This window comes from Sorangium sp. So ce281, assembly GCF_051527395.1.
Lineage (GTDB): Bacteria > Myxococcota_A > Polyangia > Polyangiales > Polyangiaceae > Sorangium > Sorangium cellulosum_B.
In genome coordinates this window covers 650,300-674,999 of sequence record NZ_CP150322.1, presented here as the reverse complement: position 1 = coordinate 674,999, position 24,700 = coordinate 650,300, and the positions used below count along the sequence as shown (strand labels likewise).

24 protein-coding genes are annotated in these 24,700 nt (G+C 70.4%); 13 read left to right on the top strand and 11 right to left on the bottom strand.

All coding sequences use genetic code 11. The features are described 5' to 3' along the window. Positions 1 to 121 precede the first annotated feature (121 nt). The 4 genes from WMF27_RS02470 to WMF27_RS02455 all read right to left on the bottom strand — a co-directional run bounded on the left by WMF27_RS02470 (position 122) and on the right by WMF27_RS02455 (position 4,367). On the bottom strand, positions 122 to 1,057 hold the full coding sequence (locus WMF27_RS02470) for a hypothetical protein (RefSeq protein ID WP_437943754.1): 936 nt from the start codon (positions 1,055 to 1,057) through the stop codon (positions 122 to 124). Positions 1,058 to 1,225: 168 nt separating this feature from the next. After that, a complete protein-coding gene (locus WMF27_RS02465) occupies positions 1,226 to 2,320 on the bottom strand; it encodes a hypothetical protein (protein ID WP_437943753.1) in 1,095 nt (364 codons plus the stop codon). A 353-nt stretch (positions 2,321 to 2,673) separates the two neighbouring features. Next, a complete protein-coding gene (locus WMF27_RS02460) occupies positions 2,674 to 3,432 on the bottom strand; it encodes a DUF3800 domain-containing protein (protein WP_437943752.1) in 759 nt (252 codons plus the stop codon). A 320-nt stretch (positions 3,433 to 3,752) separates the two neighbouring features. Next, positions 3,753 to 4,367, bottom strand: a complete 615-nt coding sequence (locus WMF27_RS02455) for a hypothetical protein (RefSeq protein WP_437943751.1) — start codon at positions 4,365 to 4,367, stop codon at positions 3,753 to 3,755. A 706-nt stretch (positions 4,368 to 5,073) separates the two neighbouring features. Here WMF27_RS02455 and WMF27_RS02450 point away from each other — a divergent pair. Next, a complete protein-coding gene (locus WMF27_RS02450; RefSeq protein WP_437335414.1) occupies positions 5,074 to 6,024 on the top strand; it encodes an integron integrase in 951 nt (316 codons plus the stop codon). A 372-nt stretch (positions 6,025 to 6,396) separates the two neighbouring features. On the opposite strand, the gene WMF27_RS02445 is transcribed toward WMF27_RS02450, so the two are convergent. After that, complete coding sequence (locus tag WMF27_RS02445) at positions 6,397 to 6,675, bottom strand: helix-turn-helix domain-containing protein (RefSeq protein ID WP_437943750.1); 279 nt, start codon at positions 6,673 to 6,675, stop codon at positions 6,397 to 6,399. 168 nt (positions 6,676 to 6,843) lie between these two features. Here WMF27_RS02445 and WMF27_RS02440 point away from each other — a divergent pair, with 168 nt between their 5' ends. Both WMF27_RS02440 and WMF27_RS02435 read left to right on the top strand, forming a co-directional pair. Further along, positions 6,844 to 7,497 carry a sigma-70 family RNA polymerase sigma factor gene (locus tag WMF27_RS02440; protein WP_437943749.1) on the top strand — a complete coding sequence of 218 codons (654 nt, stop codon included), beginning with the start codon at positions 6,844 to 6,846 and terminating at the stop codon, positions 7,495 to 7,497. After that, positions 7,494 to 8,120, top strand: a complete 627-nt coding sequence (locus WMF27_RS02435; protein ID WP_437943748.1) for a JAB domain-containing protein — start codon at positions 7,494 to 7,496, stop codon at positions 8,118 to 8,120. The genes WMF27_RS02440 and WMF27_RS02435 overlap by 4 nt, the downstream gene beginning before the upstream one ends. A 43-nt stretch (positions 8,121 to 8,163) precedes the next feature. On the opposite strand, the gene WMF27_RS02430 is transcribed toward WMF27_RS02435, so the two are convergent. Further along, positions 8,164 to 9,558 carry a styrene monooxygenase/indole monooxygenase family protein gene (locus tag WMF27_RS02430; protein ID WP_437943747.1) on the bottom strand — a complete coding sequence of 465 codons (1,395 nt, stop codon included), beginning with the start codon at positions 9,556 to 9,558 and terminating at the stop codon, positions 8,164 to 8,166. A 645-nt stretch (positions 9,559 to 10,203) separates the two neighbouring features. On the opposite strand from WMF27_RS02430, the gene WMF27_RS02425 reads away from it, so the two are divergent. From WMF27_RS02425 to pyrE, 4 genes are read left to right on the top strand one after another with little or no spacing between them, the layout of a single operon-like run. Continuing rightward, positions 10,204 to 10,632 carry a bactofilin family protein gene (locus WMF27_RS02425; RefSeq protein WP_437761876.1) on the top strand — a complete coding sequence of 143 codons (429 nt, stop codon included), beginning with the start codon at positions 10,204 to 10,206 and terminating at the stop codon, positions 10,630 to 10,632. A 54-nt stretch (positions 10,633 to 10,686) separates the two neighbouring features. Beyond that, positions 10,687 to 11,001: a bactofilin family protein gene (locus WMF27_RS02420; RefSeq protein WP_012233083.1), complete on the top strand. Its 315-nt coding sequence runs from the start codon at positions 10,687 to 10,689 to the stop codon at positions 10,999 to 11,001. 3 nt (positions 11,002 to 11,004) lie between these two features. After that, positions 11,005 to 11,712 (top strand): bactofilin family protein, encoded by a 708-nt coding sequence (locus tag WMF27_RS02415; protein ID WP_437761877.1) that lies wholly within the window; start codon positions 11,005 to 11,007, stop codon positions 11,710 to 11,712. After that, complete coding sequence (pyrE, locus tag WMF27_RS02410; RefSeq protein WP_437761878.1) at positions 11,709 to 12,287, top strand: orotate phosphoribosyltransferase; 579 nt, start codon at positions 11,709 to 11,711, stop codon at positions 12,285 to 12,287. Before WMF27_RS02415 ends, pyrE begins: the two co-directional genes overlap by 4 nt. Positions 12,288 to 12,375: 88 nt before the next feature. On the opposite strand, the gene glyQ is transcribed toward pyrE, so the two are convergent. Continuing rightward, entirely contained in the window at positions 12,376 to 13,323 is a 948-nt protein-coding gene (gene glyQ / locus WMF27_RS02405; RefSeq protein WP_437943746.1) for a glycine--tRNA ligase subunit alpha, read from the bottom strand. Positions 13,324 to 13,650: 327 nt separating this feature from the next. Between glyQ and WMF27_RS02400 the strand changes: the two genes are divergently transcribed. Both WMF27_RS02400 and WMF27_RS02395 read left to right on the top strand, forming a co-directional pair. After that, entirely contained in the window at positions 13,651 to 14,136 is a 486-nt protein-coding gene (locus WMF27_RS02400) for a MarR family winged helix-turn-helix transcriptional regulator (protein ID WP_437761880.1), read from the top strand. A 61-nt stretch (positions 14,137 to 14,197) separates the two neighbouring features. After that, a complete protein-coding gene (locus tag WMF27_RS02395) occupies positions 14,198 to 16,024 on the top strand; it encodes a chloride channel protein (RefSeq protein WP_437769910.1) in 1,827 nt (608 codons plus the stop codon). Positions 16,025 to 16,029: 5 nt separating this feature from the next. Here WMF27_RS02395 and WMF27_RS02390 read toward each other — a convergent pair whose 3' ends face one another. Continuing rightward, the gene (locus WMF27_RS02390; RefSeq protein ID WP_437761881.1) at positions 16,030 to 17,244 is read right to left on the bottom strand and encodes a pyridoxal-phosphate-dependent aminotransferase family protein; all 1,215 of its coding nucleotides are present in this window, start codon (positions 17,242 to 17,244) and stop codon (positions 16,030 to 16,032) included. 389 nt (positions 17,245 to 17,633) lie between these two features. Continuing rightward, complete coding sequence (locus WMF27_RS02385; protein ID WP_437761882.1) at positions 17,634 to 17,891, bottom strand: GlsB/YeaQ/YmgE family stress response membrane protein; 258 nt, start codon at positions 17,889 to 17,891, stop codon at positions 17,634 to 17,636. A gap of 433 nt (positions 17,892 to 18,324) precedes the next feature. Here WMF27_RS02385 and WMF27_RS02380 point away from each other — a divergent pair, with 433 nt between their 5' ends. Next, a complete protein-coding gene (locus tag WMF27_RS02380) occupies positions 18,325 to 18,624 on the top strand; it encodes a CsbD family protein (RefSeq protein ID WP_437943745.1) in 300 nt (99 codons plus the stop codon). A 132-nt stretch (positions 18,625 to 18,756) separates the two neighbouring features. Here the strand turns inward: WMF27_RS02380 and WMF27_RS02375 are convergent, their stop codons facing one another. After that, the gene (locus WMF27_RS02375) at positions 18,757 to 20,124 is read right to left on the bottom strand and encodes a sigma 54-interacting transcriptional regulator (RefSeq protein WP_437761884.1); all 1,368 of its coding nucleotides are present in this window, start codon (positions 20,122 to 20,124) and stop codon (positions 18,757 to 18,759) included. A 386-nt stretch (positions 20,125 to 20,510) separates the two neighbouring features. Between WMF27_RS02375 and WMF27_RS02370 the strand changes: the two genes are divergently transcribed. Genes WMF27_RS02370 through WMF27_RS02360 form a run of 3 tightly spaced genes read left to right on the top strand, consistent with a single transcriptional unit; the run spans position 20,511 to position 23,719 of the window. Next, positions 20,511 to 21,896: a cystathionine beta-synthase gene (locus WMF27_RS02370; protein WP_437943744.1), complete on the top strand. Its 1,386-nt coding sequence runs from the start codon at positions 20,511 to 20,513 to the stop codon at positions 21,894 to 21,896. Positions 21,897 to 21,930: 34 nt separating this feature from the next. Then, on the top strand, positions 21,931 to 22,200 hold the full coding sequence (locus WMF27_RS02365) for an acyl carrier protein (RefSeq protein WP_012233072.1): 270 nt from the start codon (positions 21,931 to 21,933) through the stop codon (positions 22,198 to 22,200). A gap of 10 nt (positions 22,201 to 22,210) precedes the next feature. Beyond that, a complete protein-coding gene (locus tag WMF27_RS02360) occupies positions 22,211 to 23,719 on the top strand; it encodes an AMP-binding protein (RefSeq protein WP_437943743.1) in 1,509 nt (502 codons plus the stop codon). A gap of 260 nt (positions 23,720 to 23,979) precedes the next feature. Here WMF27_RS02360 and WMF27_RS02355 read toward each other — a convergent pair whose 3' ends face one another. Beyond that, positions 23,980 to 24,447, bottom strand: a complete 468-nt coding sequence (locus WMF27_RS02355; protein ID WP_437943742.1) for a carboxymuconolactone decarboxylase family protein — start codon at positions 24,445 to 24,447, stop codon at positions 23,980 to 23,982. Positions 24,448 to 24,700 lie beyond the last annotated feature (253 nt).

Sequence of the window (24,700 nt, the reverse complement as noted above, 5' to 3'; positions counted from 1 at the left end):
ACTGGGAATCGAATCTTCTCATGCGTCTGGACCCTCGGAACGCCTAACGACTGGGGCTTGTGCTGCCGTGCGCTGTGCCTCGCTCCGCTCGCCACAGCGCACGGTCAGCACCAAGCCCTTGTTAGGCGGAGTTTGCATCGGCTTCGATCTGAAAGGACGTTCCCAGAACCAGGCCGGCGGAAAGGACCAAGTCCGCGATGTAGGTCCAAGCCTCCTTCACGGTTCGCTTGCGCCCATCTACAAGGCATTCGCGAAAGCCGGTGGTCATGCCCGGGGAGACAAAGTCCCTGACGCTCGGACGAGCAAAGGCAACGAGAGGGTTGGAAACCGGCCGTGCGGGAGCGAAGCTGAACATGCCATCCACACGAGCCTCGGGCGTGGCTCCCCAGTAGAGGCGATATTTGACCTCCGAGCTGCCAGCCAAGGGCTGGCACGAGGCGCGCTCGTCGTCATCATCCCAGCCTTCGATCCCACAGGCCCCACGTAGTCCCTCACCGTCCGTATTTCCATCGGTATAGGCCAGTGGCTTCAGGGTGGCTTCGACGAACGACTGCGCCACGCGCCCAGTCAGCGTCCTGGGCCCGCTGCGAATTCCGTAGGACACGCTGTCCGAGACCACGAAGACGGTATCCAAAACAAAGGAGCCGCCGACGTTTGATCCGAACAGCACGACGTCTCCGCGATGCAGATCTCGCAGGTAGGTGGGCGTCCCGTCCCTCCTGACTTGTTTGCAGCACGAGTAGATGAACGGACCATCGAACACGAATGGATCCGTATTCTGAAGACCGGCTCGTCCTGGAAAGGTCACGGCCCGCGGTGCAAACGCCGTATGCGCTTCGCCTCCGTCAGTCAGCGCGATGCCCGTCGCAGGGGCCTCCCACTCACCCCAGAAACTGAGCCGCGTCGCGCTTTCGGAATGACCGGACACGGATGCGTTGAAGGTACCCGGCGCAACCAGGAAGCTCCGACGATGCTCTCCGGTGTTCCAGGGCTTGATCCCTGGGCCTTGGTGAGCCGGCTGGCGGCCAGGGTGCATAAACTGAACGAGTCTCGGCATGTTCATTGCTCCGTGTGGATCTCCCGCCTAACGCCTCGCCAATCTGCTGCGGGGCGGGCTGCCGCGCGAAGCGCGGTTGCCCGAACCGGCAGCCGCATTGGCTTGTTCGGCGCCCGGTCAGGAAGAACGAATCACGCGACCACCACCGCGGCTTGCGTTCTCCCGTCGTCATCTCGAAGGGCTGCGCGTCTTTCGTCGGCGCGCGGGCTGCCGCCCCGATGCCGCCCCGAGGCGCTTCTGAATCGCCGCTTGGGTTTGGCGGGGCAGCGTCGCGAGGTACTCCTCCGACAACGCACGAAGCATCGCGTCCGGCAACGCGAGCACCGCCTGCGCCTCGGTGAGCCCGGCGAGGCGCTGCTCGGGGGCGAGCCCCGCGAGGCGCTGCTCGGGCGCGTACGCCTGCAGCACCTGCTCGGGGGCGAGCCCCGCGAGGCGCTGCTCGGGCGCGTACGCCTGCAGCACCTGCTCCGGGGCGAGCCCCGCGAGGCGCTGCTCGGGCGGCAGCCGCGCAACGAGGCGTGCCAGCGCCTGCTCGAAGCTCTCGACGACCCGCTTTTCGTCCTTCATGTGCCGCTTCCTCTGCCCCGGGAGGGGGTGTCGAACTTGCTCGACATGCTCCAGGAGCGCCCAGAACACCGCGACCTCCGCCGGGGAGAGCGCCGGGATGCCGCCGGGGTCGGCGACCATCCCAGGGGTCACAGTGTACAGCAGATGCTCGCCCTCGCGAGCGTTGGCGGGCACCGTCTCCACCACCCGCAGCGGGAAGACACCGAGCCGCCCCTCGTGCGTGCCCGGCCCGGTCGGTGTGAGCGCGCAGCCGAGCGACATCAGCGCCTCGGTGAAGCGCGGGGTCAGGCGGGGCGCGAGCACGCGGAGGGCGACCGCGGCGGGAGCTTCGATCTCGGCCACCACGAGGTACTGGAGCGCGTACGCGAGGAGCATGCGCGCGTCGTCGCGCTCGAGCTCGTCGGTCGGCCCCTTGAAGTGCACGAGCGTGTGCTCGGCCAGCTCGCCCACCACGCTCGTGAGCAGGCGCGGCCTGGGTGGGGCTCCGCGACGGCTGCGACGGAGGATGACGATGTCGACGCGGAGCGGCTCGCGGGCGAGCTGGAACTCCGAGATGCACTGGTACCAGCCCTCGGGGAGCACGTGCTCCAGGAGCGCGACGAGCACCGGGTGCCAGGCGGTGTAGACGCGAACACGCCGCTGTCGCTGCGAGGATCGAACCTCGCGCGTCGTCGCCGTGCGGTTGCCCTTCGCCATCAGGAGCAGCGCTACCACGACCGTCGCCGGCCGGCGACTTCGTGGCGTGGCGCGGTGACATCGGCGACGGCGTGCTTTGCCCCGCGGCGTTCCCGCCCGCATCAGGTGTTGGGCGACAACAACCGTCGGCTACGCGCTCTGGCGCCGAACGCCTTGCCGTTCAGCGGCCCGCCCGCTGCAACGGCTTGTTCGGCGGCACGTTGTCGGGGAAGGCGAACAACTCCAGCCTTTCTGCGAGTGGCAGCGCCAGTTCGAGGTCGCGGTCCAGGACCGCCAGTGCGCGCTGCCGACGCAGGAGATGTAGGGGGGAGGCGCATCGTCGGAATGCACGGGCTTGTTAGGCGCGGCCACCTTTAGACCGCGTTGGGTGGCGAGACCGATGAGACCTGGAGAAAGCTAGCGAGGTGCGGTCCAGCTGAGCGAAAAATCGTTTCAAAATCTCGTCGCGCACGGCCGCTGCCTACCGTCTTTGCTTCTTCGCGTACACAGGCGCCCGCGGCATGCATCACGAGGTCAGCGATCTCCAGGCCGGCGAGGCAGGCCGCCTTGTCAGCGAAGTACTTGTGGAAGGGAAGCACCGTATTCACGCCGTCGTCTTCGGCGTTCATGTGGTCGTACGCTCCCAGAAAGCGCTGGATGAGGGGGTTCGTCCGCTGGGCGCTCTCGACGATGACGTGAACTTCGCTGAAGGGCCAGAACGTCGGAGCGAGCGCATCCAGGCGCTTCAAGCATGCTGCAACAACAAGCTGGAAGTTCGGGATGGTGACTTCGATCTGCGTCTTGCAAGAGATCACTGCGGCCATCCGCCCAACCTGCGCGGCTTGAAAGAACGCAGAAACAGCGGCTTTCTGTCTGCCAGTGAACCGGTCCTTCGATGCGTGCAAGGGGCCTCTCTTGTTCGGGAAGGCACGCACTTTCATTTCGCGCCAAGGAGCATCGACGGACGATCGGTAGGCGTCAGCGCGAACAACGCAACCACCCAGTCCGAACACGGGATGGTTTCTATCCGCTAGAGTCTCGCCGCCAGTCTCGTCGAGGAATACCAGCAACCCGTCCGTGGGAACGGAGACGGGACCGGCAAGTGTATTGAGAACGATGTCGTCAGCCATCATCGAGTCCCCATAGCATACTCATCGGAAAACTCAGATGCCTTCAATGACGTTGCGTCACGTGTTACCTCGACCTCGCTGCGCAGCGTGTAGGGGGCAGAGTCCTTTCGCCACCACATGCGCGATCGAGAGCTCGTATTTGGAAGTCGCGAATGTGGGTGCCTCCTCCTGGCCCGCCTTGGCACAGTGCCCGCCCGCCGAACGTGCTGTTCACCTGCGGCCGTCGGCGCCGCAAGGGCGCGGCATCGCCGCATCCGCAGCAAGCAGGCCGTCTGGTGCAACAGCACGTTAGGCGCCTCTATATCGTCCATCACGCGAAACTTTCACTCTACCCTATAACGCAGTTTTGTCTTGACATCTTCGCAGAAATTCCTTGCCTCCACTGCCGCTTTGTCGCAAATGTGCTGTTCAGCACTGACCGGCGGGGCGACGGTACTCGAGGAGGGCGCGGTTGCTGGTGTAGGAGGCAGAGCGACTGGCGTGGCGGACGCTTCCGGAGCTGGCACAGGAGAAGTCGAAACGGGCGTTGGTGGAGATACCGTTGTGGTCGACAACGGCACCGGCGAACGGGCACGTGCGGTCGCACAGGCAGTGTTCATTTCTCTCTGCTTCTCGTTCATGGATGCGGCGTATTCGTCGTATAACTTGATCTCGTCATCGTTGCCCGCTCCTATTACGAATGCGGATAGAACCCCGCCAAGCGCGGTCGCACCGGCCGTGATTGTGCCCATAACGGTGGTCGGCGTGGCATCTGAGGTCAAAGTGGTCGAATTGACATGCTGATTGTTGGCCAAGATTGTGGTTGTGACCGCACCTCCAGCGCCGATCAAAGTAGTTATGAGAACCCCAGCATTCTTCTGGGTGACAGTTCGCTTCTTCAGCCAGAGCTGCTGTTGCTTAATTGCGAGACCCACATTGTTGCAGGTCGTCCTTGCCACGACGACAGGATCGTTGTCAATGTGTGCTACAAGGCTGGGTTGCCTTAACTCGCCGGGTGGAGCGGTTGTCGATTGGGGTTCCGGTAGACTACCAGCGCAAGCTGCAAAGATTAGAGTGAATGGTACGGTCAAGGACGAAAGGGAATGTCGAATGGCCATATTGTCAGTTGCTCCTGTGTTAACGCCAGACATGTTGAGGGGTTGAGGCAGGCGAAGGTGTTCCCGGGATGAGCGCTTGGTCTGTCGTGTGTGCATAATGCCAAGACAAGCGGGGGTAGATTTGAGCGGTGCACGGATGAGGGATCTTCCATGTGCGCCTAACGTCGCAATCATCTGTGCCGCGCGATATATCTTCGCATTTTTGCATGTAGGCTGCGAACCGCGGTGCCCGATCACCGTGTTCTCGCGGATGAGTCGCGGCACCCCGCAGCATATCTAGATATCCCCGCGGATAGGTCGCGATCTTCCGCAGGCTATCTGCGCATCTCCGGAGATAGGCCGCCGCTACACAACTACGTATCGCCGTTGATGGGCTTCGGACGGCGACGGTGTGCCGAGAAGCAAGATGCGCGCCTGTGATTGATTGCCTCGGGCGACTGATGTGCGGCCCAAATATCCGCTGGCCGCCGCAACTCGCGCCCGCCCTGCGCCGATAAGGGTCACTGCGGGTCCGATGAACCGGCCCCAACCAATCGGAACCACCCCCATGACCCTCATCGAAGCCGTGCGCGCCACCATCCGGCGCCTGCATTACTCGCCGCGTACCGAAGAGGCGTATGTCCACTGGATCCGGGCATTTATTCGCTTTCATCACGGCAAGCACCCACGGCAGATGGGCGCGGAAGAGGTCACGGCCTTCCTCAACGATGTTGCGGTCGCGCGCCGCAGCGCGGCGTCCACGCAGAACCAAGCGCTGTGCGCGCTCCTCTTCCTTTACAAGCGGGTCCTCGACCTGCAGATACCCCGGCTCGAAGCGCTCGAGCGTGCCCGCCGGCCGGAGCACCTCCCCACGGTCCTCTCGCGAAAGGACGCTCTCACCTTGCTCGAGCACCTGATCCCACCTTTTCGACTCATCGGCGAGCTCCTCTACGGAAGCGGCCTCCGCCTCCTCGAAGCGCTTTCGATTCGCGTCAAAGACGTCGACCTTGATCGACGGCAAATCATGGTGCGCCGCGGGAAAGGACAGCACGACCGGCCGGCCTTGCTCCCCGCTCGGGCGCGCGACGAGCTGCAGGCCCAGCTCGACGCCGTGGCGCAACGGCACAAGAAGGAACTCGCGGCTGGCCGCGGCGAGGTCGACCTGCCCCACGCTCTGCGAGCGAAGATGCCAGGAGCAGCCACGAGCCTCCCCTGGCAGTACCTCTTCCCCGCCTCTCGCCCTTGCACCGATCCAGCGACGGGTCGACAGGTCCTCTACCACCTGCACGAATCGGCGGTGCAAAGGGCCGTGAACAATGCCGGACGGGCGTCGGGGCTCACCAAGCGCGCGACATGCCATACCCTCCGCCACAGCTTCGCGACCCACCTGCTCGAGGCGGGCACCGACATCCGGACGATCCAAACATTGCTCGGCCACAAGGATGTACGGACCACGATGATCTACACCCACATCGTCGACCGCGGTCCTCTCGGCGTGATCAGTCCTCTCGACCGATGACCGCCGCTTCCGCGTGGAGCGCCTTGAACTCCGATCCCACCCCCACGTGCCGTCCCCACGCATCGTGGAAAGGTAGCCTAGCCGACGGCTGGCCCATCTTGTCAAGGAGGCCAGCGCAGGACCGTACGGTCTCTACACCGGACGAAGGCGCGAGCGGGTCCTTTATGCCCTACCCCTCCGAAGCGAAGGAGTGCCCCTGCGACCTCCCGGCCGGTCAGCGACGGGGCTGTTCAGGTTGCCGCAGTTCGCCGAGTTCTCCACCACGCGGGACGGCGTCCGAAGCCGCAACAACGCACGCGCCGGCGATGCGCCAGGTGGAGAAGGGCGCGGATGGCCGCGGGCTGTCGAGGTGCGGACACTGGGGATTGACTGTCAGGTGCCGGCGGGACGTTTGCGCGGCCGACCTCGCTTGATCTCGGGCATCGCGGCGCTGCGGAGAAGAACCCCAGGCGACACATCGAGCGCGTTCGCGAGCCTGACGAGCGTGCCGAGGCTCATGCTCTGCCGCCCAACCTCGATCGCCTGCATCGTCCGCAGCTCGATCCCGGCCGCTTCCGCGAGCTGCTCCTGCGTGATGCCGCGCTGCTGGCGTATCCGCCGCAGGTTCGCCGCGATGTAGAGCAGGAGGGTATCGAGCGTGAGCGTTCGCACGCCCTTCGCGTACTCCCGCGCCGGGTTTAGAATAACGATCCAGCAGATCGGATTTCCTTGACCTGCCGGCTGTCAGTTCGTAACGTGGCGAGACCACAAAAGTGCCGCCCGCGGGTGCTGCTAACACCCCGGGCGGCGTGGCCGAACCCCGCTTCCACGAGGTCCGACATGGAAACCGTACGTCTACGCTCTGACCAGGGCCAAGAGATCGATCCGTCCTCCCGTCGCCGTCCCCGTCCCGCTGCTCTCAGCCGGCTCGCCCGCCCGACCAAACCCCTCCGTCACCAGCCCCCTCACCCCGCCGTCTACCTCGACCCCACCGCGCTCCTCGAACAGCGCCCGCTCATCCGCAGCGCGCTGCGCGCCCGCGGCGTCCGCGCGGCGGATCTCGACGACGTCACGCAGGAGACCGTGCTCGGCGCCTTTTGCAGCATGCGCGCCGGCCGCTTCCGGCCGTCCCCCGATCAGCCGCCGGGCGACGCGTTGCGCGCCTGGCTGGTCGCGGTCGCCCTGCGGCAGGCGTCGCACCACCGCGACAAGGCGTACCGCCGGCACGAGGTGCCCGCGGTCGATCCCGATCGGCTCGCTCCCCTCGCAGCTCCCTCTCCGGAGGCGCGCATCGTCGCGCGCGGGCTGCTCCGTGCCTTCCACCGCCTCCGCACGGAGCTCCGCGAGGTCCTGGCGCTCACCGCCGCCGGCCTGACGACGCGCGAGATCGCGGCGACGCTCGCGATCCCGAGGCCGACGGTGGCCACGCGCCTCCGCCTCGCGCGCCGCCTCTTCGCCCGCTCGCTCACCCGCGCTCGGAGGTGGCCCCGATGAGCGGCGCACCCGTCGACGCCCCCGCCGAGACGGCGGCCGAGATCCCGACCGCGACCGAGGCCGGCCTGCTCGAGATGGTGCTCGGCATCCCGGCCGTAGGGGCGCGCATCCTTGGCGCGGCCGCCCTGCCGTCCCTCGGTCGCCTCTCTCCGGCGGCCATCGCCGAGCGAGCCCAGATCGCGCTGCTCGACGCGACGCGGCTCGCGGCGGCCTTCGAGCTCGGCCGCCGCGCCCACGCCGCGCGGGCTCGCCGAGGCGCGCGCCTCACCGACGCCGCGCGCGTGGCGCGGTACTTCGGGCCGAGGCTCGCGCCCCTCGTTCACGAGGAGCTGTGGATCGCGGCGCTCGACAGCCATGGCCGCGTGCGCGAGACGCGCATGCTCGCCCGCGGCGTCGACGACGCCGTCCACGCAGGCCGCTCGACCATTCTGCGCACGGCGCTTGACATGGCGGCCGTCGGCTTCGTCCTGGCCCACAACCACCCGAGCGGCGATCCGACGCCGACCGCGGAGGACCACGCGATGACCGAGGAGCTGCGCGATCTCTCCTACGCGCTGAACGTCCCGCTCCAGGCCCACGTCATCGTCACGCCGAGCGGACGGTACCACGCCGTCCTGGAGTAGCCATCGCGGAGCCATCTCCGCGACCACGTAGAGCCGTGGCGCGCTACGCGAGCGCTCCGCCGGCGTGCACCGGCGCTGCCGGGTGCCCCGGCGGGAGCCCGATGCGCTGCCGCACCTGCGCGATGCCGACGCCCACGCCCCCTGCTGCGAGCGCGAGCGGCCACGGCTTCCCGGTCGTCTGCCGGATGAACGCGCGCACCCGCCCGACGTCCTCGAGCACCGCCGTCAGCCGCGCCGGATCGTTGAAGTTGTTCACGAAGGCGTTGGCGAGCGCCTGCTGCCCGCTCGTGTTGTCCGCCCGCCCGTCGCTGCCGTATTGCGCCATGAGGAGGTGGGCCATCGGGGGCGACACCCCGGCGAGCAGGATGTTGTTGAACCGGTCGGTGGGCCCGCCGTGCCGCGCGTAGAAGCGATCGAAGGTGCGCGTCATCCAGTCGGCGTCGAACGGGCGCTCGCCGTGCTGCACGATGCACTCGACCAGGTTGCGCGCCATCTTGTTGCCGTTGTTGGCGCCCTGGCCGCCGATCGGATCGATCGACATCGCCGTGTCGCCCAGCGGCGTCACGATCCGGCCGGAGGGCAGCCGTCCGACGGGCTTGCGCACCGCGTGGACGACCCGCCCGTTCTGCCATCCGTGCTTGTCCGACAGCTCGGCGCTCCTGAACCACTCGTAGTCCCAGGGGATGAGCTCCTTCATCAGCCCCTTGGCGATCGCGACGATCTCCTCGCCTGACCTCGCGCCCTGGAACCTGTCCAGCGGCCCTCCGGGCACCGCCTCGAAGAGACAGTTCCAGCTCGGTCCCACGTCCTTGTGGTGGTAGGGCACCCAGAACGCCTCCCCGAGGCCCGCGAACAGGTTGAACTTGACCGGGAGCATGGGGATGCCGTCGAACCCGAGCTTCGGGCCGGTCACGCACATCATGACGACGTTGCGCTGCGCCTCCGTGTGGACGTTGCGCGCGGCGTCGCGCTCGAACAGGTTGCACAGATCGCCGCGTCCAGCAGCGACGACGGTGAGGTCGTTCTCGGCGGCGATCGTGTCGAGCCGCGCGATCGTGACGGGCTCGATCACGATCTTGCCGCCCCGCCGCTCGAGCTCGAGCATCCACCGGTGGCTCTGGAGCCGGAGATCGATCGCCAAGAAGGGCCGCTCCAGGCGCCCCGCCAGCGTCAGGAGGCGGTTGCCCGGGGCGGCGCACGCGGTCACCTGGGCGCCGTGGCCCTGGGGCGCGGCGTCTTCCCAGAAGGCCAGGCCGAGCTCGCGCTCGAACGCGAGCGCCACGTCGAACCGCGCCGCGATGCCGGTCGGCTTCGACTCGTTGAGCCACTGCTCGGGCGTCCGATCCGAGTAGAGCGTCACCTCGTAGCCGGCCTTCACAAGGGCGTGCGCCGCGAGCAGGCCGGCCTGTCCAGACCCCACGATAGCTATCTTCCGCATGAGGAACCCCCGGGTTGGTTGGTCTGCGCTCGCCCCCACGGGCGACGCGCGCCGAGCCCTCCGAGTCGGTTCGCCGTCAGGGCCACAGCAGGCGTCGCGAGCAAGGAAAGCCCAGTCAAGAGAGACCGTATCACCCGAGCCAGCCCCGCAGGAAGCGCCCCCCTCGCGCGCTCGCAAGCGCCGTCGCCGCGCATCGCCGCGCATCGCCGCGCATCGTTCCCCGTTCCCCTCGCGCGCTCCCCTTCCGCGTTCCCCGCCGGAGAGAGCCCTCGGGGGGAGGGGGCGTCGCGCGGGGGGGTGAGGGGGAGGGCCCCACGAACCCGAGCGCCGGCCCGCACCGCAGCGACGCCTCACGGACTCCCCACCTCCGTACAGCCGGCCATTGCCACCAAAAGGCGCGAGTTCGTGGGAGGGCCCCCTCACCCCCCCGCGCGACGCCCCCTCCCCCGAGGGCTCCCCTGCAGTCGGTCCATGGAGCGCCCCCGCCACCGAGCCCGCCCGCCGGTTGCGAGGCGCAGCCGCTTGGAGTAGCGTCCGCGCCGCCGCGGGGCCGGGCGATCCAGTTCGCCCATCTCCAGCGGACGAGCCGGGCGTCTGGTGCGCGCCCCGGCTCGCGCGGCTCCCTCCCGCGCACAGGAGACGAGAATGGCCCGAGGTTCGACAACGACGCGCAGCGAATCGGACGCTGCCGAATCGCTCATCGGACGGGGCGCCCGCATCCGCGGGCGCGTCCATGGCGACGGCTCGCTCCGGGTCGAGGGGAGCGTCGAGGGCAACATCCAGCTGTCTGGCGACCTCGAGATCGAGGACGGGGCGACGGTCACCGGCGACGTCGAGGCGAGCTCGCTCGTCGTCTCCGGCCAGCTCACGGGGGACGTGGCGTCGCGCGGCCCCGTCACGATCCGGGCGACCGCGCAGTACGCCGGAAACGTGGGCGGCAGCGAGGTGATCCTCGAGGAAGGCGCGGCGTTCGCCGGCCGCATCGAGGCGGAGTTCGACCTCCCGGCCGAGCTCTCGGAGCGGACGACCGGCGGGCGCGGGCAGGCCCCGCGGCGTGAACCGGCAGGGCGGTAGCGCGCGTTGACGGACGAAGAATCGCGCCGCGAGGGCGCGGCGAGGAGCACGAACGTGGCGGGTACGATCATCGGAAACGGGCTCACGATCGAGGGCGAGATCACCTCCGACGAGGAGGTGATCGTCGCCGGGACGGTGCGCGGAAAGCTCACCGTCGAGGGGCCTCTCACCATCGACGCAGGGGCGCTGATCGAAGCGGACATCGGGGCGGCGTCGCTCCAGGTGGGCGGCAACGTGACCGGCAACGTCACGGCGGCCGATCGCGTCGATCTGCTCGCCGGCGGTCGCCTCGTCGGCGACGTGAAGGCGTCGCGGCTGACCATCGCGGACGGAGCCTCGTTCAAGGGCAACGTCGACATGGACGTGTAGCCGATGACCGCCCAGTCCTCGATCGGGCCGACGACGGCCATCCGCGGCAACGTGCAGGGCGACGGGGATCTCGAGATCCTCGGCCGCGTCGAGGGGAGCGTCGTCATGACCGGCGACGTGACCATCGGCGAGGGCGCGCTCATCCAGAGCGACGTCCGCGGGCGGCGCGTCGTCGTCCGCGGCGCCGTCGCCGGGAACATCTCCGGCGACGAGGCCGTGATCCTCGAGCCCGGCGCGCGCGTCGTCGGCGACCTCGGCGCGCCGCAGATCGGCATCCACGCGGGCGCCCTGGTGCGCGGCAACGTCACCACCGGCGCGCCGCTCGCCGCGGCCCCCGCCCCCGCCCCGGCGCGGGTCGCCGCCGCTGCACCTGCGCCGCGCGCCGCGGCGGCGCGTCCGGCGCGCGCGCCGGCGGAGCAGCGCGCGCCCGCGCCGCCCGCCCGGCCTGCACCGCGCGCCGCGCCTGCCCCCGCGCGCCCCGCTCCGGCGGCGCGCCCCGCCCCGGTCGTCGAGGCGAGGCCCGCTCCTGCGCCGGAGCCGCGCCTCGCGGCCGTTCACGACGACGAGGAGGCCGATCTGTCGGCCTCGGCCGCCGGCGAGGGGGACGAGCCCGAGGCGGCCGAGGGCGCCGGCGGGCCGCCGCCGCCCGTGGTCCCCGCGCTCCGGAAGGGGGCCGCGAAGGCCTCGCTGCGCAAGCGGGGCGGCCGGTGAGCGCCGCCGGCGCCTCGGAGCAGGAGCGGCTCGTCGCGCTGCTGCGCGAGCGCTCGTTCGAGCAGAAGCGCGTCGTCCTCGCGTCCGGCCGGGAGAGCGACTTCTTCATCGATTGCAAGCAGTCGGTGCTGACCGCCGAGGGCCACGCCCTCGTCGGCTCGCTCATGTTCGAGGCGCTCGGCGCGCTCCCGCGGTGCGAGGCCGTCGCCGGCGTCGAGCTCGGCGGGTGCCCCCTCGCGAGCGCTGTGTCGCTCACGAGCTTCCTGCGCGGCCGCCCCCTCCCCGCGCTCTACGTGCGCAAGGAGGTCAAGGACCACGGCTCGCGGCGCCTCGTCGAGGGCGATCGCGGCCTCGTGCCCGGGATGCCCGTCGCGATCCTCGAGGACGTGATCACGACGGGCGGCTCGACGCTGAAGGCGGTCGAGAAGCTGCGCGCCGCGGGCGCCTCGGTGGTCGGCGTGATCGCCCTTGTCGACCGCCTCGAGGGCGGCGCGGAGGCGATCCGCGCGGCGGGGCTGCCGGTCGTCGCGATCTGCACCCGCCGCGACTTCATCCCGGACAACCCGGCCGGCTGAGGCTGCGCGACGCGCGGCCTGGCCGAGGCGACGGGGCGCTGCCCGTCACCTCGGCTGCGGCGCGCGGCCCGCCGCCTCGGCTGCGGCGCTACTCCGCCGCCTTCGCCTGCTGCTCGCCGAGGAGCGGATAACCGAGCGCCTCGCGCTGCGCGACGTACGTCTCGGCGACCGCCCGCGCGAGCGCGCGGACCCGGCCGATGAAGCGCTGCCGCTCGGTGACGCTGATCGCGCCCCGCGCGTCGAGGACGTTGAAGCGGTGGGCCGCCTTCACGACGAAATCGTAGGCCGGGAGCACCAGCGCCTTCCTCGGATCGATCGCCGCCCCCTTCGCCGCCGGATCCGCGCCCCGGTACAGGAGCCGCTTCACCTCGGCCTCGCACACGTCGAACGCCGCGAAGTGCTCGGCGATGTCGGCCTCCTCGAAGTTGTAGGTCGACCACTCCCACTCGGCGCGCTGGTAGATGTCCCCGTAGCGCACGATCTTCCCGCCCCTGTCCGAGTAGACGACGTCGTAGATGCTGTCCTTGTCCTGCAGGTACATCGCGATCCGCTCGAGCCCGTAGGTGAGCTCGCCGGACACGGGGCGGCAGTCGATCCCGCCGATCTGCTGGAAGTAGGTGAACTGCGAGATCTCGAGCCCGTCGATCCACACCTGCCAGCCGAGCCCCCACGCCCCGAGCGTCGGCGACTCCCAGTCGTCCTCGAGGAACCGAACGTCGTGATCGAGCGGGTTCGTGCCGATCGCCCGCAGCGACTCCAGGTAGAGGTCCTGGATGTCGATCGGGCTCGGCTTGAGGATCACCTGGAACTGGTGAAACTGCTGCATACGGTTCGGGTTCTCCCCGTAACGACCGTCCGCGGGCCGCCGGGAAGGCTCGACGAAGGCCACATTCCAGGGCTCGGGGCCGAGCGCGCGCAGGAACGTCGCCGGGTTGAAGGTGCCGGCGCCGACCTCCGAGTTGTACGGCTGCACGATGAGGCAGCCGCGATCGGCCCAGAACTTCTGCAGGGTGACAATGAGGTCTTGGAAGGTCATGGGAGGGCCGGTTCTTAGCCTGGATCGCCCGCGCAGGCGACGCCCCGCGTAGCGTCACCCGCACGGTCCGCCCGGCGCGCTGCCTCCCGGCCCGCGCGCCGCGCGCCGGACGCCGCACCGCCGCCATCCACCGCCGCCCGCGACCGCCCCGTCGAGGACGGCCCGCCTGGATCCGCCCCTGCCCCGCGGAGGCCCGCAGACTGCTTGCGGTTGACCGGCGAGCGGCGTAGGTTCCCGCGCAATTATATGGGAGCCCATGGTTCTTCGACGGCGCGCCGGAAGAGCCCCGCGCGGCAGGCCCCCGGCGGGCCCGACGCGCAGCGGGTCATGGATGCGATCCGCGCGATCGTGCAGCGCCTGCGCGTCTCGTCGCGCGCGTGCGAGCGGCAGCTCGGCCTGAGCAGCGCGCAGCTGTTCGTGCTGCAGCAGCTCGATCAGGCCGCCGCGTCCTCGATCGCCGAGCTCGCGCAGCGCACGCTGACGCACCAGAGCTCGGTGTCGGTCGTTGTGACGCGCCTGGCCGAGCGGGGGCTCGTCACCCGGCGCGCCTCGCTCGAGGACGCGCGCCGGACCGAGATCTCGCTCACCCCTGCCGGCCGCGCGCTGCTCCGCCGCGCGCCCCGCACCGCGCAGGCCGAGCTCGTCATCGCCGTCGACCGCCTGCCCATCGACGAGCGCAGCGCGCTCGCGCAGAGCCTCACCACCCTCGCCCGGGCGCTCGGCGTCGGCGACGAGGCCCCCCCGCTGTTCTTCGAAGGCGAGGAGACCCCCGCCGGAGCCAAACCCAAAGCGACACACCGCGAGGAGAGCTGAATTGTCCAGATTGAACGGCCCGCCCCCACCAGTCACCGAGAGCATCCCTGTCGCCCCGTCGATGGGCCCGACCCTCGAGGACCTCCGCGTCCCCGCCCCCAGCGCCGCCGTCGACCGGCGGGTCGTCCTCGTCAGCGGCCTCGCGATCGCGCTCGGCGGCGTGGCCTTCCTCGCGGCGGAGCTGCTCACCGCGCTCATCGCCGTCATCACGAACCTCGCGTTCTTCGGCCGGCTGTCCGCCGCCCCCGCGTCGCCCGCCGAGCACAACCTGGGCCTCCTCGTGCTCGTGGTGCCGATCGCCGGCGCGCTCGTCGTCGGCGTGATGGCGCGCTACGGCTCGCAGGCGATCCGCGGCCACGGCATCCCGGAGGCGATGGAGCAGGTGCTGTTCAACCAGAGCCGCATCCCGCCGCGGATGACGCTGCTCAAGCCGCTCTCCGCGGCGATCGCCATCGGCACCGGCGGTCCGTTCGGCGCGGAGGGCCCCATCATCGCGACCGGCGGCGCGCTCGGCTCGCTGGTCGGGCAGCTGCTCCGGATCACCGCGGACGAGCGCAAGACGCTGCTCGCGGCGGGCGCGGCGGCGGGCATGTCGGCGACCTTCGGCAGCCCGGTGGCGGCCGTGCTGCTCGCGATCGAGCTCCTGCTCTTCGAGTACCGCCCGCGCTCGGTGATCCCCGTCGCCCTCGCCGCGACCACGGCGACGGCGGCGCGCCTCTGCGCGGGCCACACCGCGCCCGCGTTCGAGATGGCGTCCGTGGCGCCCTCGACCGGCCCCGCGCTCGCCTTCTACATCGTGCTCGGCGCGGCGCTCGGCCTCGCGGCGACGGGCGCCACCCGCGCGATCTACGCGATCGAGGAGGCGTTCGAGCGGCTGCCGTTCCACTGGATGTGGTGGCCGGCGATCGGCGCCGTCGCGATCGGCGTCGTGGGTTACTTCGCGCCCCAGACGCTGGGGGTCGGGTACAGCAACATCGACGACATCCTGAGCGGCCGCCTGGCGCTCGCCGCGCTCGTGTCGCTGTCGCTGATGAAGTTCATCTCCTGGTCGATCGCGCTCGGCAGCGGCACCTCGGGCGGGACGCTCGCGCCGCTCTTCACCGTCGGCGGCGGGCTCGGCGCGATGCTCGGCCTGGCCGCGACCGCGCTCCTCCCCGGGCTCGGCGTGGACGCGCGCGTCGCCGGGCTCGTCGGGATGGCGGCGATCTTCGCGGGCGCGTCCCGGGCGCTCCTCGCGTCCGTCGTCTTCGCCTTCGAGACGACCCGGCAGCCGATGGGGCTGCTGCCGCTGCTCGGCGGCTGCAGCGCGGCCTTCCTCGTCTCCAGCCTGCTGATGCGGCACTCCATCATGACGGAGAAGATCGCCCGCCGCGGCGCGCGCGTGACGGTCGAGTACGCGGCCGATCACCTGGCGCAGATCACCGCCGGCGAGGCCGCCTCGCGCCCCGTCGTGACGCTCGCCGCCGACGATACGGTCGAGGCGGCCCGCGCCTTCCTGCTCTCGCAGGCGGCGGGCTCTCGCCACCAGGGCTTCCCGGTCGTGGACGACCGGGGGGAGCTCGTCGGCGTGGTCACCCAGCGCGATGTGCTCACCGAGCAGGCCGGTACCATCTCGATCCGCCACCTGGTCCGGCGGCCGCCCGCCGTGGTGTTCGAGGACAGCTCCCTGCGCGAAGCCGCCGATCACATGGTCACCGAGGGGGTGGGGAGGCTCCCTGTCGTGTCCAGGCATGCCCCCCGCAAGGTCCTCGGGATCCTGACGCGCAGCGACCTGCTCGACGCGCATCGGAGCCGGATCGACGCCGGCCAGCGCCGCGAGCAAGCCCTTGCCGCCGCGAGGCGCGCAGGTCCGGCCATCCCGGACCGGGCCACCGTGGGGCAGAGCTAGTCCAGCTAGTCCACGAAGTAATCGCGATCGCCTGCCAGCCCCTGCTCGAGCGCGGCCATTCCCTTGGCGACGTCGAGCTTCACGCCCTCTCGCTGGAAGCTCATGCCCATCGCGTAGAGCGTCTTGAACAGGTTGTGCGAGCGGCACTGCTCGCCCATCTGGCCCACACGCACGATGTTGAGGCCGAAGGCGCCCGAGATCTCGACGCGGAAGGCCTTGGTCATGTACTCGCGGATCCGCGCGCTGTCGACGCCGGGCGGCAGCTTGATGGCGAGCACGCTGTTGAGGCGCACGTCCTTCGACGCGAACAGCTCGAGCCCCATGGCCTCGAGGCCCGCCTGCATGGCCAGAGAGCTCATCTCGTGGCGACGGAACCGCCGCTCGAGCGTCTCCTCGCAGACGAGGCGCAGCGCCTCGTGCAGCGCGAGCACGCCGGGCACCGGCGCCGTGTAGTGGTACTGCTGGTAGCCCCAGAACCGCTGCGCGCGCGTCGCGTCGTAGCACCAGTGCGGGCGCGGCAGGGGGCGCTCCTCGACGACCTTCCACGCGTCCTGCGAGAACGCACAGGCCGAGACGCCCGGGATCGACGACAGCGCCTTCTGCCCGCCGACGATGCCGACGTCGATGCCCCACTCGTCCATGTGCACCGGCATGGCCGTGAGCGTGACCACCGCGTCGACGATCGTGAGGGCGCCCTGCGCCTTCGCGAGCTTGCAGATCTCCGGCATCTCGACCATGCGGACGCCGCAGGACGTCTCGCCGTGCGCCATCGTGACCACGTCGTAGCGCTGCTTCTTCATCGCCTCCCGCACGTCCGCGAGCGTCACGGGCCGCCCGGGCGGCCCCTCGAGGAACGTGACATCGGCGCCCACGCCGAGCGCCATCTCGCCGAGGCGCCCGCTGAACGTCCCCACCTTCAGGCAAAGGACCTTGCGCCCGGGCCAGCACAGGTTCGCCACGGCCATCTCCATCGCCGCGGACGCGGGCCCGGCGAGGCCGAGGATCTTGTCGCTGCGCGTCTGGAACGCATAGGCCGCCATGTACTTCACGTTCTGGATGACGCGATCCATGGTGGGGCCGAGGTGATTGATGATGACCCCATTCGCCTGGGCCACCGCCTGCGGGATGGGCACTGGACCGGCGCCCATGAGCAGCAGCGGCTCGGACGGCAGGATCGCGGCGAGGGGCGTGATCGGCGGGGGCAGGATCGAGAACGACATGGCCAGGACCTTGGGTAAAAGCGCGGAGCGCGCTAGCAAGCCCAAAGCCTCCTGCGGCGTCAAGCGTTACCCGGCGAGCGGGCGCGGCGCCGGCGGAAACGCGGCGCCGGACTGAGCGCAGGCCGCCGAAGGCCCTGCTCGTCGTACGACCCTGGGGGAGGGCCGTGCGACGAGCAGGGCCCCTCCGGCCGGCCGAGCGGGACGGAGCGCGCCGCGCCGCCCGGGCCGAGATCGCGCTCAACGGCCGCGACGCCTCCTCCGCGCCCCCTGCTCCCGGCCCGAGGTGCTCCCGGGCGTTACAGATCGGGGCGGCGGATCCAGAGCTCCTTCATGCAGCGCCGCGGGCCGGTATCGGGCGTGGCGCCTCAGGCGAGGATCGCCCCGCCCGCTCATGCCACCGTACGGCGCCGCACGATCGCCTGATAGCCGGCGGTCAGCAGGATGGCGCCGATGAGCGACATGAAGAAGCCGGCCGGCTCACCCTCACGGTACATGAACAACATGCGGCCGAGCAGCCCGCCGATGAAGGAGCCGACCACGCCGATGATCATCGAGACGACCCACCCGCCCGGCTCCCGTCCAGGGACGATGAGGCGCGCCAGAGCACCGACGACGAGGCCAAACAGGAGAAAGAGAATGAACGACATGATGAACCTCCCAGAAAGGAGCGAGGCGCTCCTCGTTGCTATGCAGGCTGTTCAGCAAACGCCGCGCCACGCCCTGGAGTCCCGGCTCTCCACAGACGCCCAGCCGAGCTGAACGCCGCGGACAGAGCGCTCGCGTCACCGCATTCACCGCGAAATCCGACCGCAGCGCGGCGCGCCCCCGGGAGAGCGGGGGCCGTCCGGTCGGAGCGAGGGATTGCTTGCTTGTCCACCGCGTGGCGTATTGCCTCAGGCGAGCCGAGAGGCAGAGCGCGGGCGAGGTAGCCTGCCCCAATCGCCCTTCCGCGTCCTCGAAAAGGCCGTTTGCGATGGGATGGCGCACCGGTTGCTAGATCCCGAGGTTGCCAATGCGAGGTCGACGGCGGCGGCGCGCAGCAGAGAGGCTCTGCGGCGGCCGCGCCACGAGGAGGATGCAATGAGCAACGCAAGCGATCGCAATGAAGGGGCCGCCGAAGAGCTGGGCGGCAAGATCAAGAAGGGCCTCGGCCAGCTGCTCGGCGACGAGCAGATGGAAGCGGAGGGCCGCGCCAAGGAGCTCCGGGGAAAGGGACAGAAGGAGGACGCCAAGGCGAACGAGCGCGCGGAGGGCGCGATCGAAGAGGCCGCCGGCGCGATCAAGAACCGAGTCGGCAAGCTGGTCGACGACGAGCAGATGGCCGCCGAAGGGAAGGCCAAGGAGCTCAAGGGAGAGAACCGGCAGAAGGCCAATCAGTAACCAGCGAGAGGGCGCGCCCTGGCGCCGCCCGCCGGAGCTCCGGCGGGCCGCCTCCGGCGCCGCCCTGGCCGCTCACCCCTCACCAGACGCGCGCGCGCGGCCGTCTCCGGCGCTGGCCCGCGGGCCCGGCCGTCACGCCTCCGTCGCCGAGACGCCGTGCCGCTGGAGGAGCTCGCGCAGGTGGCTGCGGTCCATCCGCGCCGCGCGGGCGGACCGCGAGAGGTTGCCGCCGTTCGCGCGCACGAGCGACGTGAGGAACGTGCGCTCCCAGCGCGCCACGGCGCGCTCCTTCGCCTCGCGGAACGACAGGCTGAGCTCGTCATCCCGGGGCGCCGGGAGCGCCGGAGCGCCGCTGTCCGCCCCCTCGGAGCCCATCACGGCTTCGCGGAACAGCGCGGGATCGATCATCAGCACCGCGCGCTCCACCGCGCCGCGGAGCTCGCGGACGTTGCCCGGCCAGTCCTGCCGCATGAAGGCCTCCAGCAGCTCGCCGGGGGGGCTCTGGTCCTGCCCCTGCGCGAGCTGCCGGTAGAAATGCGCGGTGAGCAGCGCGATGTCGTCGGGGCGCTCGCGCAGCGCGGGGACGCGGAGGCGGACGATGTTGAGCCGGTAGTAGAGATCCGACCGGAAGTTTCCGCGGTTCACCTCCTGGCGGAGATCGCGGTTGGTCGTCGCGATGATCCGGATATCGAGCTTGGTCGGCTCGATGGTGCCGATGCGCCGGATCTGCCGCTCCTCGAGCACGCGCAGGAGCTTCGGCTGCATGTCGAGCGGGAGCTCGCCCATCTCGTCGAGCAGCACGGTGCCGCCCCGCGCCGCCTCGAAGGCGCCGGCGCGCGCCGCCTGCGCGCCCGTGAACGCCCCCTTGGCGTGCCCGAAGAGCTCGGCCTCGATGAGCGTCGGCGGGATGGATCCGCAGTCGATCACGACGAACGGCCCCCCCGCGCGCGGGCTGCTCTCGTGGATCGCCTCGGCGAGCAAGCCCTTGCCCGTGCCCGTCTCGCCCTCGATCAGCACCGTCGAGTCCGACGCGGCGATCCGCGGCAGCGCCCCGAAGATGCGGCGCATCGCGGCGCTCTGCCCGAGCACCCGGCCGTACCGCTCCTCGTCGCCGAGCGGCTCGCGGATCTCCTCGGCCAGCGGCTCGAAGCGGAGCGTGGACTGCCCGACCCCGAGCGAGGCGCCCGGCAGGAGATAGGCCGCCTCGACGCGGAAGCCGGAGAGGGTCGTGCCGTTCTTGCTGCCGAGATCGCGGAGCAAGAACCCGCGCGGGGTGACCGAGATCACGCAATGATGCCGCGACACCGCCCGGTCGGTGAGGATGAGCTGGTTGCCGGGCGCCGTGCCGATCACGAACTCCGTCGCGTCCGACGTCTGGGACGCCCCGGCGTCCGGGCCGGCGGTCACCTGCACGCGGAAGCGGCTGAACGCGATCTCCCTGGAGCGGACCTTGAGGAGCGCCGTCTCGGCGCTCGGGTGGACTTTCGGCTCGGACGCCATTTCGCCAGTCTACCACAGGGAGCGCTGCGCGAGATCGCCCGCCGGCCCGCTCGCCCCGGCGCGCGCAGCAGCGCCGCGTGGCGTTGACGTCAGCGCGCCAGCGCCGCGCCCCGGCGGCTCGCCCCGGGAGAGCGCTGGCTCGCCACCGTCAGGGCCTTTGAACCCGTCACGATAACGTGCCGGACAGGGGCGATATGGGCCCCATCGTAAACACCATTTCTTTTGTCGTTCCTTCCGGAAGGATAGGAGGGGTGACCGGCGGCCGGGCCCGGCAGTCACGGCAGGCGCGCGCTCACCGGCGCCGTGGCGAGCCCGCCTCTCGCGGCGCCGTCGCGCCCGCGTGCTCCCCTTGTCGCTGCGGCGCGCGGCGGCTAAGAGGTCTCCCCATGATGCGAGGCGCGCGCAGCGATATCACGAAGGCCGTCGGCGACACGCCGATCGTCAAGCTGAACCGGGTCACGGAGGGGCTCGAGAGCGACATCTATGTGAAGTGCGAGTACCTGAACCCGGGCGGCAGCCACAAGGATCGGGTCGCGCTGAACATGATCCGCGACGCCGAGGCGAACGGGCTCAAGCCCGGCGGGACGATCGTCGAGGCGACCAGCGGCAACACGGGCGCCGCGCTCGCCATGGTCGCGGCCATCCGGGGATACAAGTGCGTCTTCGTCATGCCGGACAAGATGTCGCAGGAGAAGATCGCGACGCTGCGCGCCTATGGCGCCCGCGTCGTGGTCTGTCCCACCGCCGTCGAGCCCGACGACCCGCGCAGCTACTACCAGGTTGCGAAGCGCATCGCCGACGAGACGCCGAACTGCTTCTACGCGAACCAGTACCACAACCCGTCGAACCCCGAGGCCCATGTCCGGTCCACCGGCCCCGAGATCTGGGCGCAGTGCGGCGACGAGCTCGACGTCTTCGTCGCCGGCATGGGGACAGGGGGCACCCTGAGCGGCATTGGCAAGTTCCTCAAGGAGAGGAAGCCGGAGATCAAGATGGTCGGCGTCGACCCGGTCGGCTCGCTCTATTACGATTACGTGAAGACCAAGCGGATCACGAAGCCGTTTGCCTACAAGGTCGAGGGGATCGGCGAGGATTTCTTCCCGAGCACGATGAACCTCGAGATCATCGACGAGATCATCCGGGTCGACGACAAGGAGTGCTTCCTCATGACGCGGGACCTCGTGCGGCTCGAGGGCCTCTTCGTGGGCGGCTCCGGGGGCGCGGCGGTGGCCGGCGCGATCAAGTACGCGCGTCAGAGCGGGAAGAAGGAGAACATCCTCGTCCTTTTGCCCGACGGCGCGTCCAAGTACATCTCGAAGATCTTCAATGACGACTGGATGCGAGAGAACGGCTTCCTCGAGGAGGACAAGGGCCTCGGGACGGTGCGCGACCTGCTCGCCGTCAAGCCCAGCGGGGCGGTGGTCACCGCCGACGCGAACGCCCGGGTCCGCGAGGTCATCGACATGATGAAATCGCACGGGATAAGCCAGCTCCCGGTGACCCAGGACGGCAAGCTGCGCGGGATGGTCCACGAGATCGACCTGCTCCGGCACCTCGTGACGGGGAGCGGCACGCTCGACTCGAGCATCGGCGGGCTCGTCGAGAGCGACTACGCGACCGTGACGCCCGCGACGAAGGTCGAGCTCCTGAAGGGCGTCCTGAGCGACGCGAAGATCGCGCTCGTCGTCGACAAGGAGACGGTGCTCGGCGTCGTGTCCAAGATCGACCTCATCGACTATCTTGCCCGCAAGGCGACGCCGGCCATCGGCTGAGCGCCCGGGCTCCGGCTGGAAAGGGACCATTGCGGTGACCTACGATCTCGACACGGTGCGGCGCGCGCTGCACGACCATATCGCGAAGGAGATCCTGCTGCGCAAGGCGCCGCTCGCCCTGGACGAGGATCTGTTCGCCGGCGGGTCCGGCTTCGACTCGATGTCGCTCACGCGGGTGCTCGTGTTCATCGAGCAGCGCTTCGGCGTGAAGATCCCGGACGAGGAGGTGGACCTCGACGCGGTGTCGACCGTGGACAGCATGGCGCGCTTCGTCGCCGGCCGCATCGCGGCCGCGCAGGGCTAGCGGGGAGCGCGTGGCCGGCACGTTCCGCCTGCGCGCCGAGGACCTGGCCGCGCGCGGCGACGCCGTCGCGCTCGCGTCGCGCGGCGCCGCGATGACCTACGCCGAGCTCGCGGCGCGCGCGGCGGCCGTGGGCGCGGCGCTCGCCGGGGCCGGCGTGCGCCCGGGGGACCGGGTGGCGCTGCTCTCGCTGGGCCGGGCGCACGACGAGCCGGTGGCGCTCGCCGGGGTGCTCACGGCCGGCGCCGTGGCGGTCCCGCTCGACGCGACCGCGCCGCCTGCGCGGCTCGGGCGGATCGCGCGGGCCCGGGGGTGCCGGGCGCTCGTGCTCGACGCCGCGGCCGCGGGCCTCGCGGACGGCATCGACGCCGAGCTCGGCGGCGGCCTGCCGCGCGTGGAGCTCGACGCCGAGGGGCGCGCGCTGCGCGGGGCCGCGCGCACCGACGCGGGCGGCGACGGCGGCGTCTGCGACGACCGCGCGCAGGACGTCGCGTGCATCCTGCACACCTCGGGCAGCACGGGCGAGCCGAAGCCGGTCCCCATCACGTGGGCCGGGCTCGACGCGTTCACGGCCTTCTGCATCGACCTCGTCGGGCTCACGCCGGCGGATCAGGTCCTCCGCGTGGCCGAGCTCGTCTTCGATCTCGCCTGGTTCGACCACCTCGCGACGTTCCGCGCCGGCGCGACGCTCGTGACGATGGCGCGGCGCGATCTCGCCTCGGGCCGCGCGCTCCGCGACGCGGTGAGCGCGCTCGCGCCGACGGTCATCTACGGCGTGCCCTCGATGTTCATGAAGCTCGTCGCGGCGCTCCCCGCGGCGGACGCGGGCGCGCCGGCGCCGGCTTTCACGCTCTCGCCCCCCGTGCGCGCCATCCTCTTCGCCGGCGAGGTCTTCCCGCCGCGCGAGCTCGCGGCGCTCGCGGCGCGGGCGCCCGGCGCGGCGCTTTACAACCTCTACGGCCCGACCGAGACGAACGTCTGCACGTTCCACCGGGTCGACCGCGCGGCGCTCGACGGGGCGAGCGAGGTCCCGATCGGCGTCGCGTGCCCCTACGCCGCCTGCGCGCTGCTCGCGCTGGACGCGGACGACGAGAGCGGCCGGGTCATCGAGGGCCCCGGGACGGGCGAGCTCGTGGTCTCGGGGCCGACGACCGTGGACGGCGGCCCGTACCGGACCCGCGACCGGGTGGAGCGCAAGGCCGACGGGCTCTTCTACTTCCGCGGCCGCATCGACCGGATGGTGAAGATCCGGGGCTACCGGGTCGAGCCGGGCGAGGTCGAGGCCGCGCTGGCGTCGCACCCCGCGGTGCGCCAGGCCGCGGTGATCGCCGTGGAGGACGCGCGGCTCGGCAAGACGCTGCGCGGCTTCGTCGCCCTCGCAGGGGACGCGGACGACCGCTCGCTCAGGCTGTACCTTGCGGAGCGGCTGCCCCCGTACATGGTCCCTGAGAAGATCGTCGCGATGGACGAGCTGCCGCGGACGTCGACGGGGAAGATCGATTACCGCGCGCTGCCCGGGTGAGCAAACATCACGGCTTCTTTCTCAGGCTCATGCGCGTGCGGGAGAAGGCGAGGCCGCGCAGGACCAAGGCGAGGCCGCTCTCGACCCGGCACGTCGGGCACACGCCCAGCATCGGGGCATTGGCGGCAGCGGATGACCCTGGCTGACCATCCGCCATCGAGGCACTTCCGGTTCGGAACAGGGAGATTGTCATCCGCCGCCGGCTCTGAATGACGACGGCGCGCAGGCCGCTCGAACGGAGCCCGCGGCCGCGCGCCGGCTCACGCCTGCTCCCGCTTCACCGACCTGTGGGAGCCAGGCACGGCCCGGGTGGCGAGCACCACGCGGTTCCAGGCGTTGATCGTCACCACGGCCCAGGTGAGATCCATGATCTCCCGCTCCGAGAAGTGCTGGCGTACGGCGTCATAGACGCGATCGGGCACGTGCTCTGCCGCGACGAGCGTCACCGCCTCGACCCACTCGAGGGCGGCCCGCTCGCGCTCGCTGTAACAGGGCGCTTCGCGCCACGCGCTCAGCATGTAGAGCCGCCGCTCGTCCTCACCTGCGGCCCGCGCTTCCTTCCAGTGCAGATCGATGCAGTAAGCGCAGCCGTTGATCTGCGAGGCGCGGAGAAACACGAGGGGGATCAGCGTCTTCTCCAGCCCGCAGCGCTTGACGTAGGAGCTCAGCCCGAGCATCGCTTGATACGCCTCGGGGGCGACGCTCTCGTAATTCATGCGTGATTGCATGGGTCCATCCTCCGTGGTTTCCGTCCGCCCGCGCGCCGGCCACCCCGCGCGCGGGCACCTGGCACGACTGCGGGAGGTCGCCCTGAGAAGCGAACCGCCAGGGCGCCGAGGCCGCCAAGAAACCAGGGAAATAAGAGGGGAATGCCGGGACGGCCCTCCCCCTCTTCTCTTGGCGGCCTCGGCGCCTTGGCGGTTTTTCTGCTGATCCGGGGCAACTTCCCGCAGTAGAGCTAGAACGCATTTTCTAGGCAGC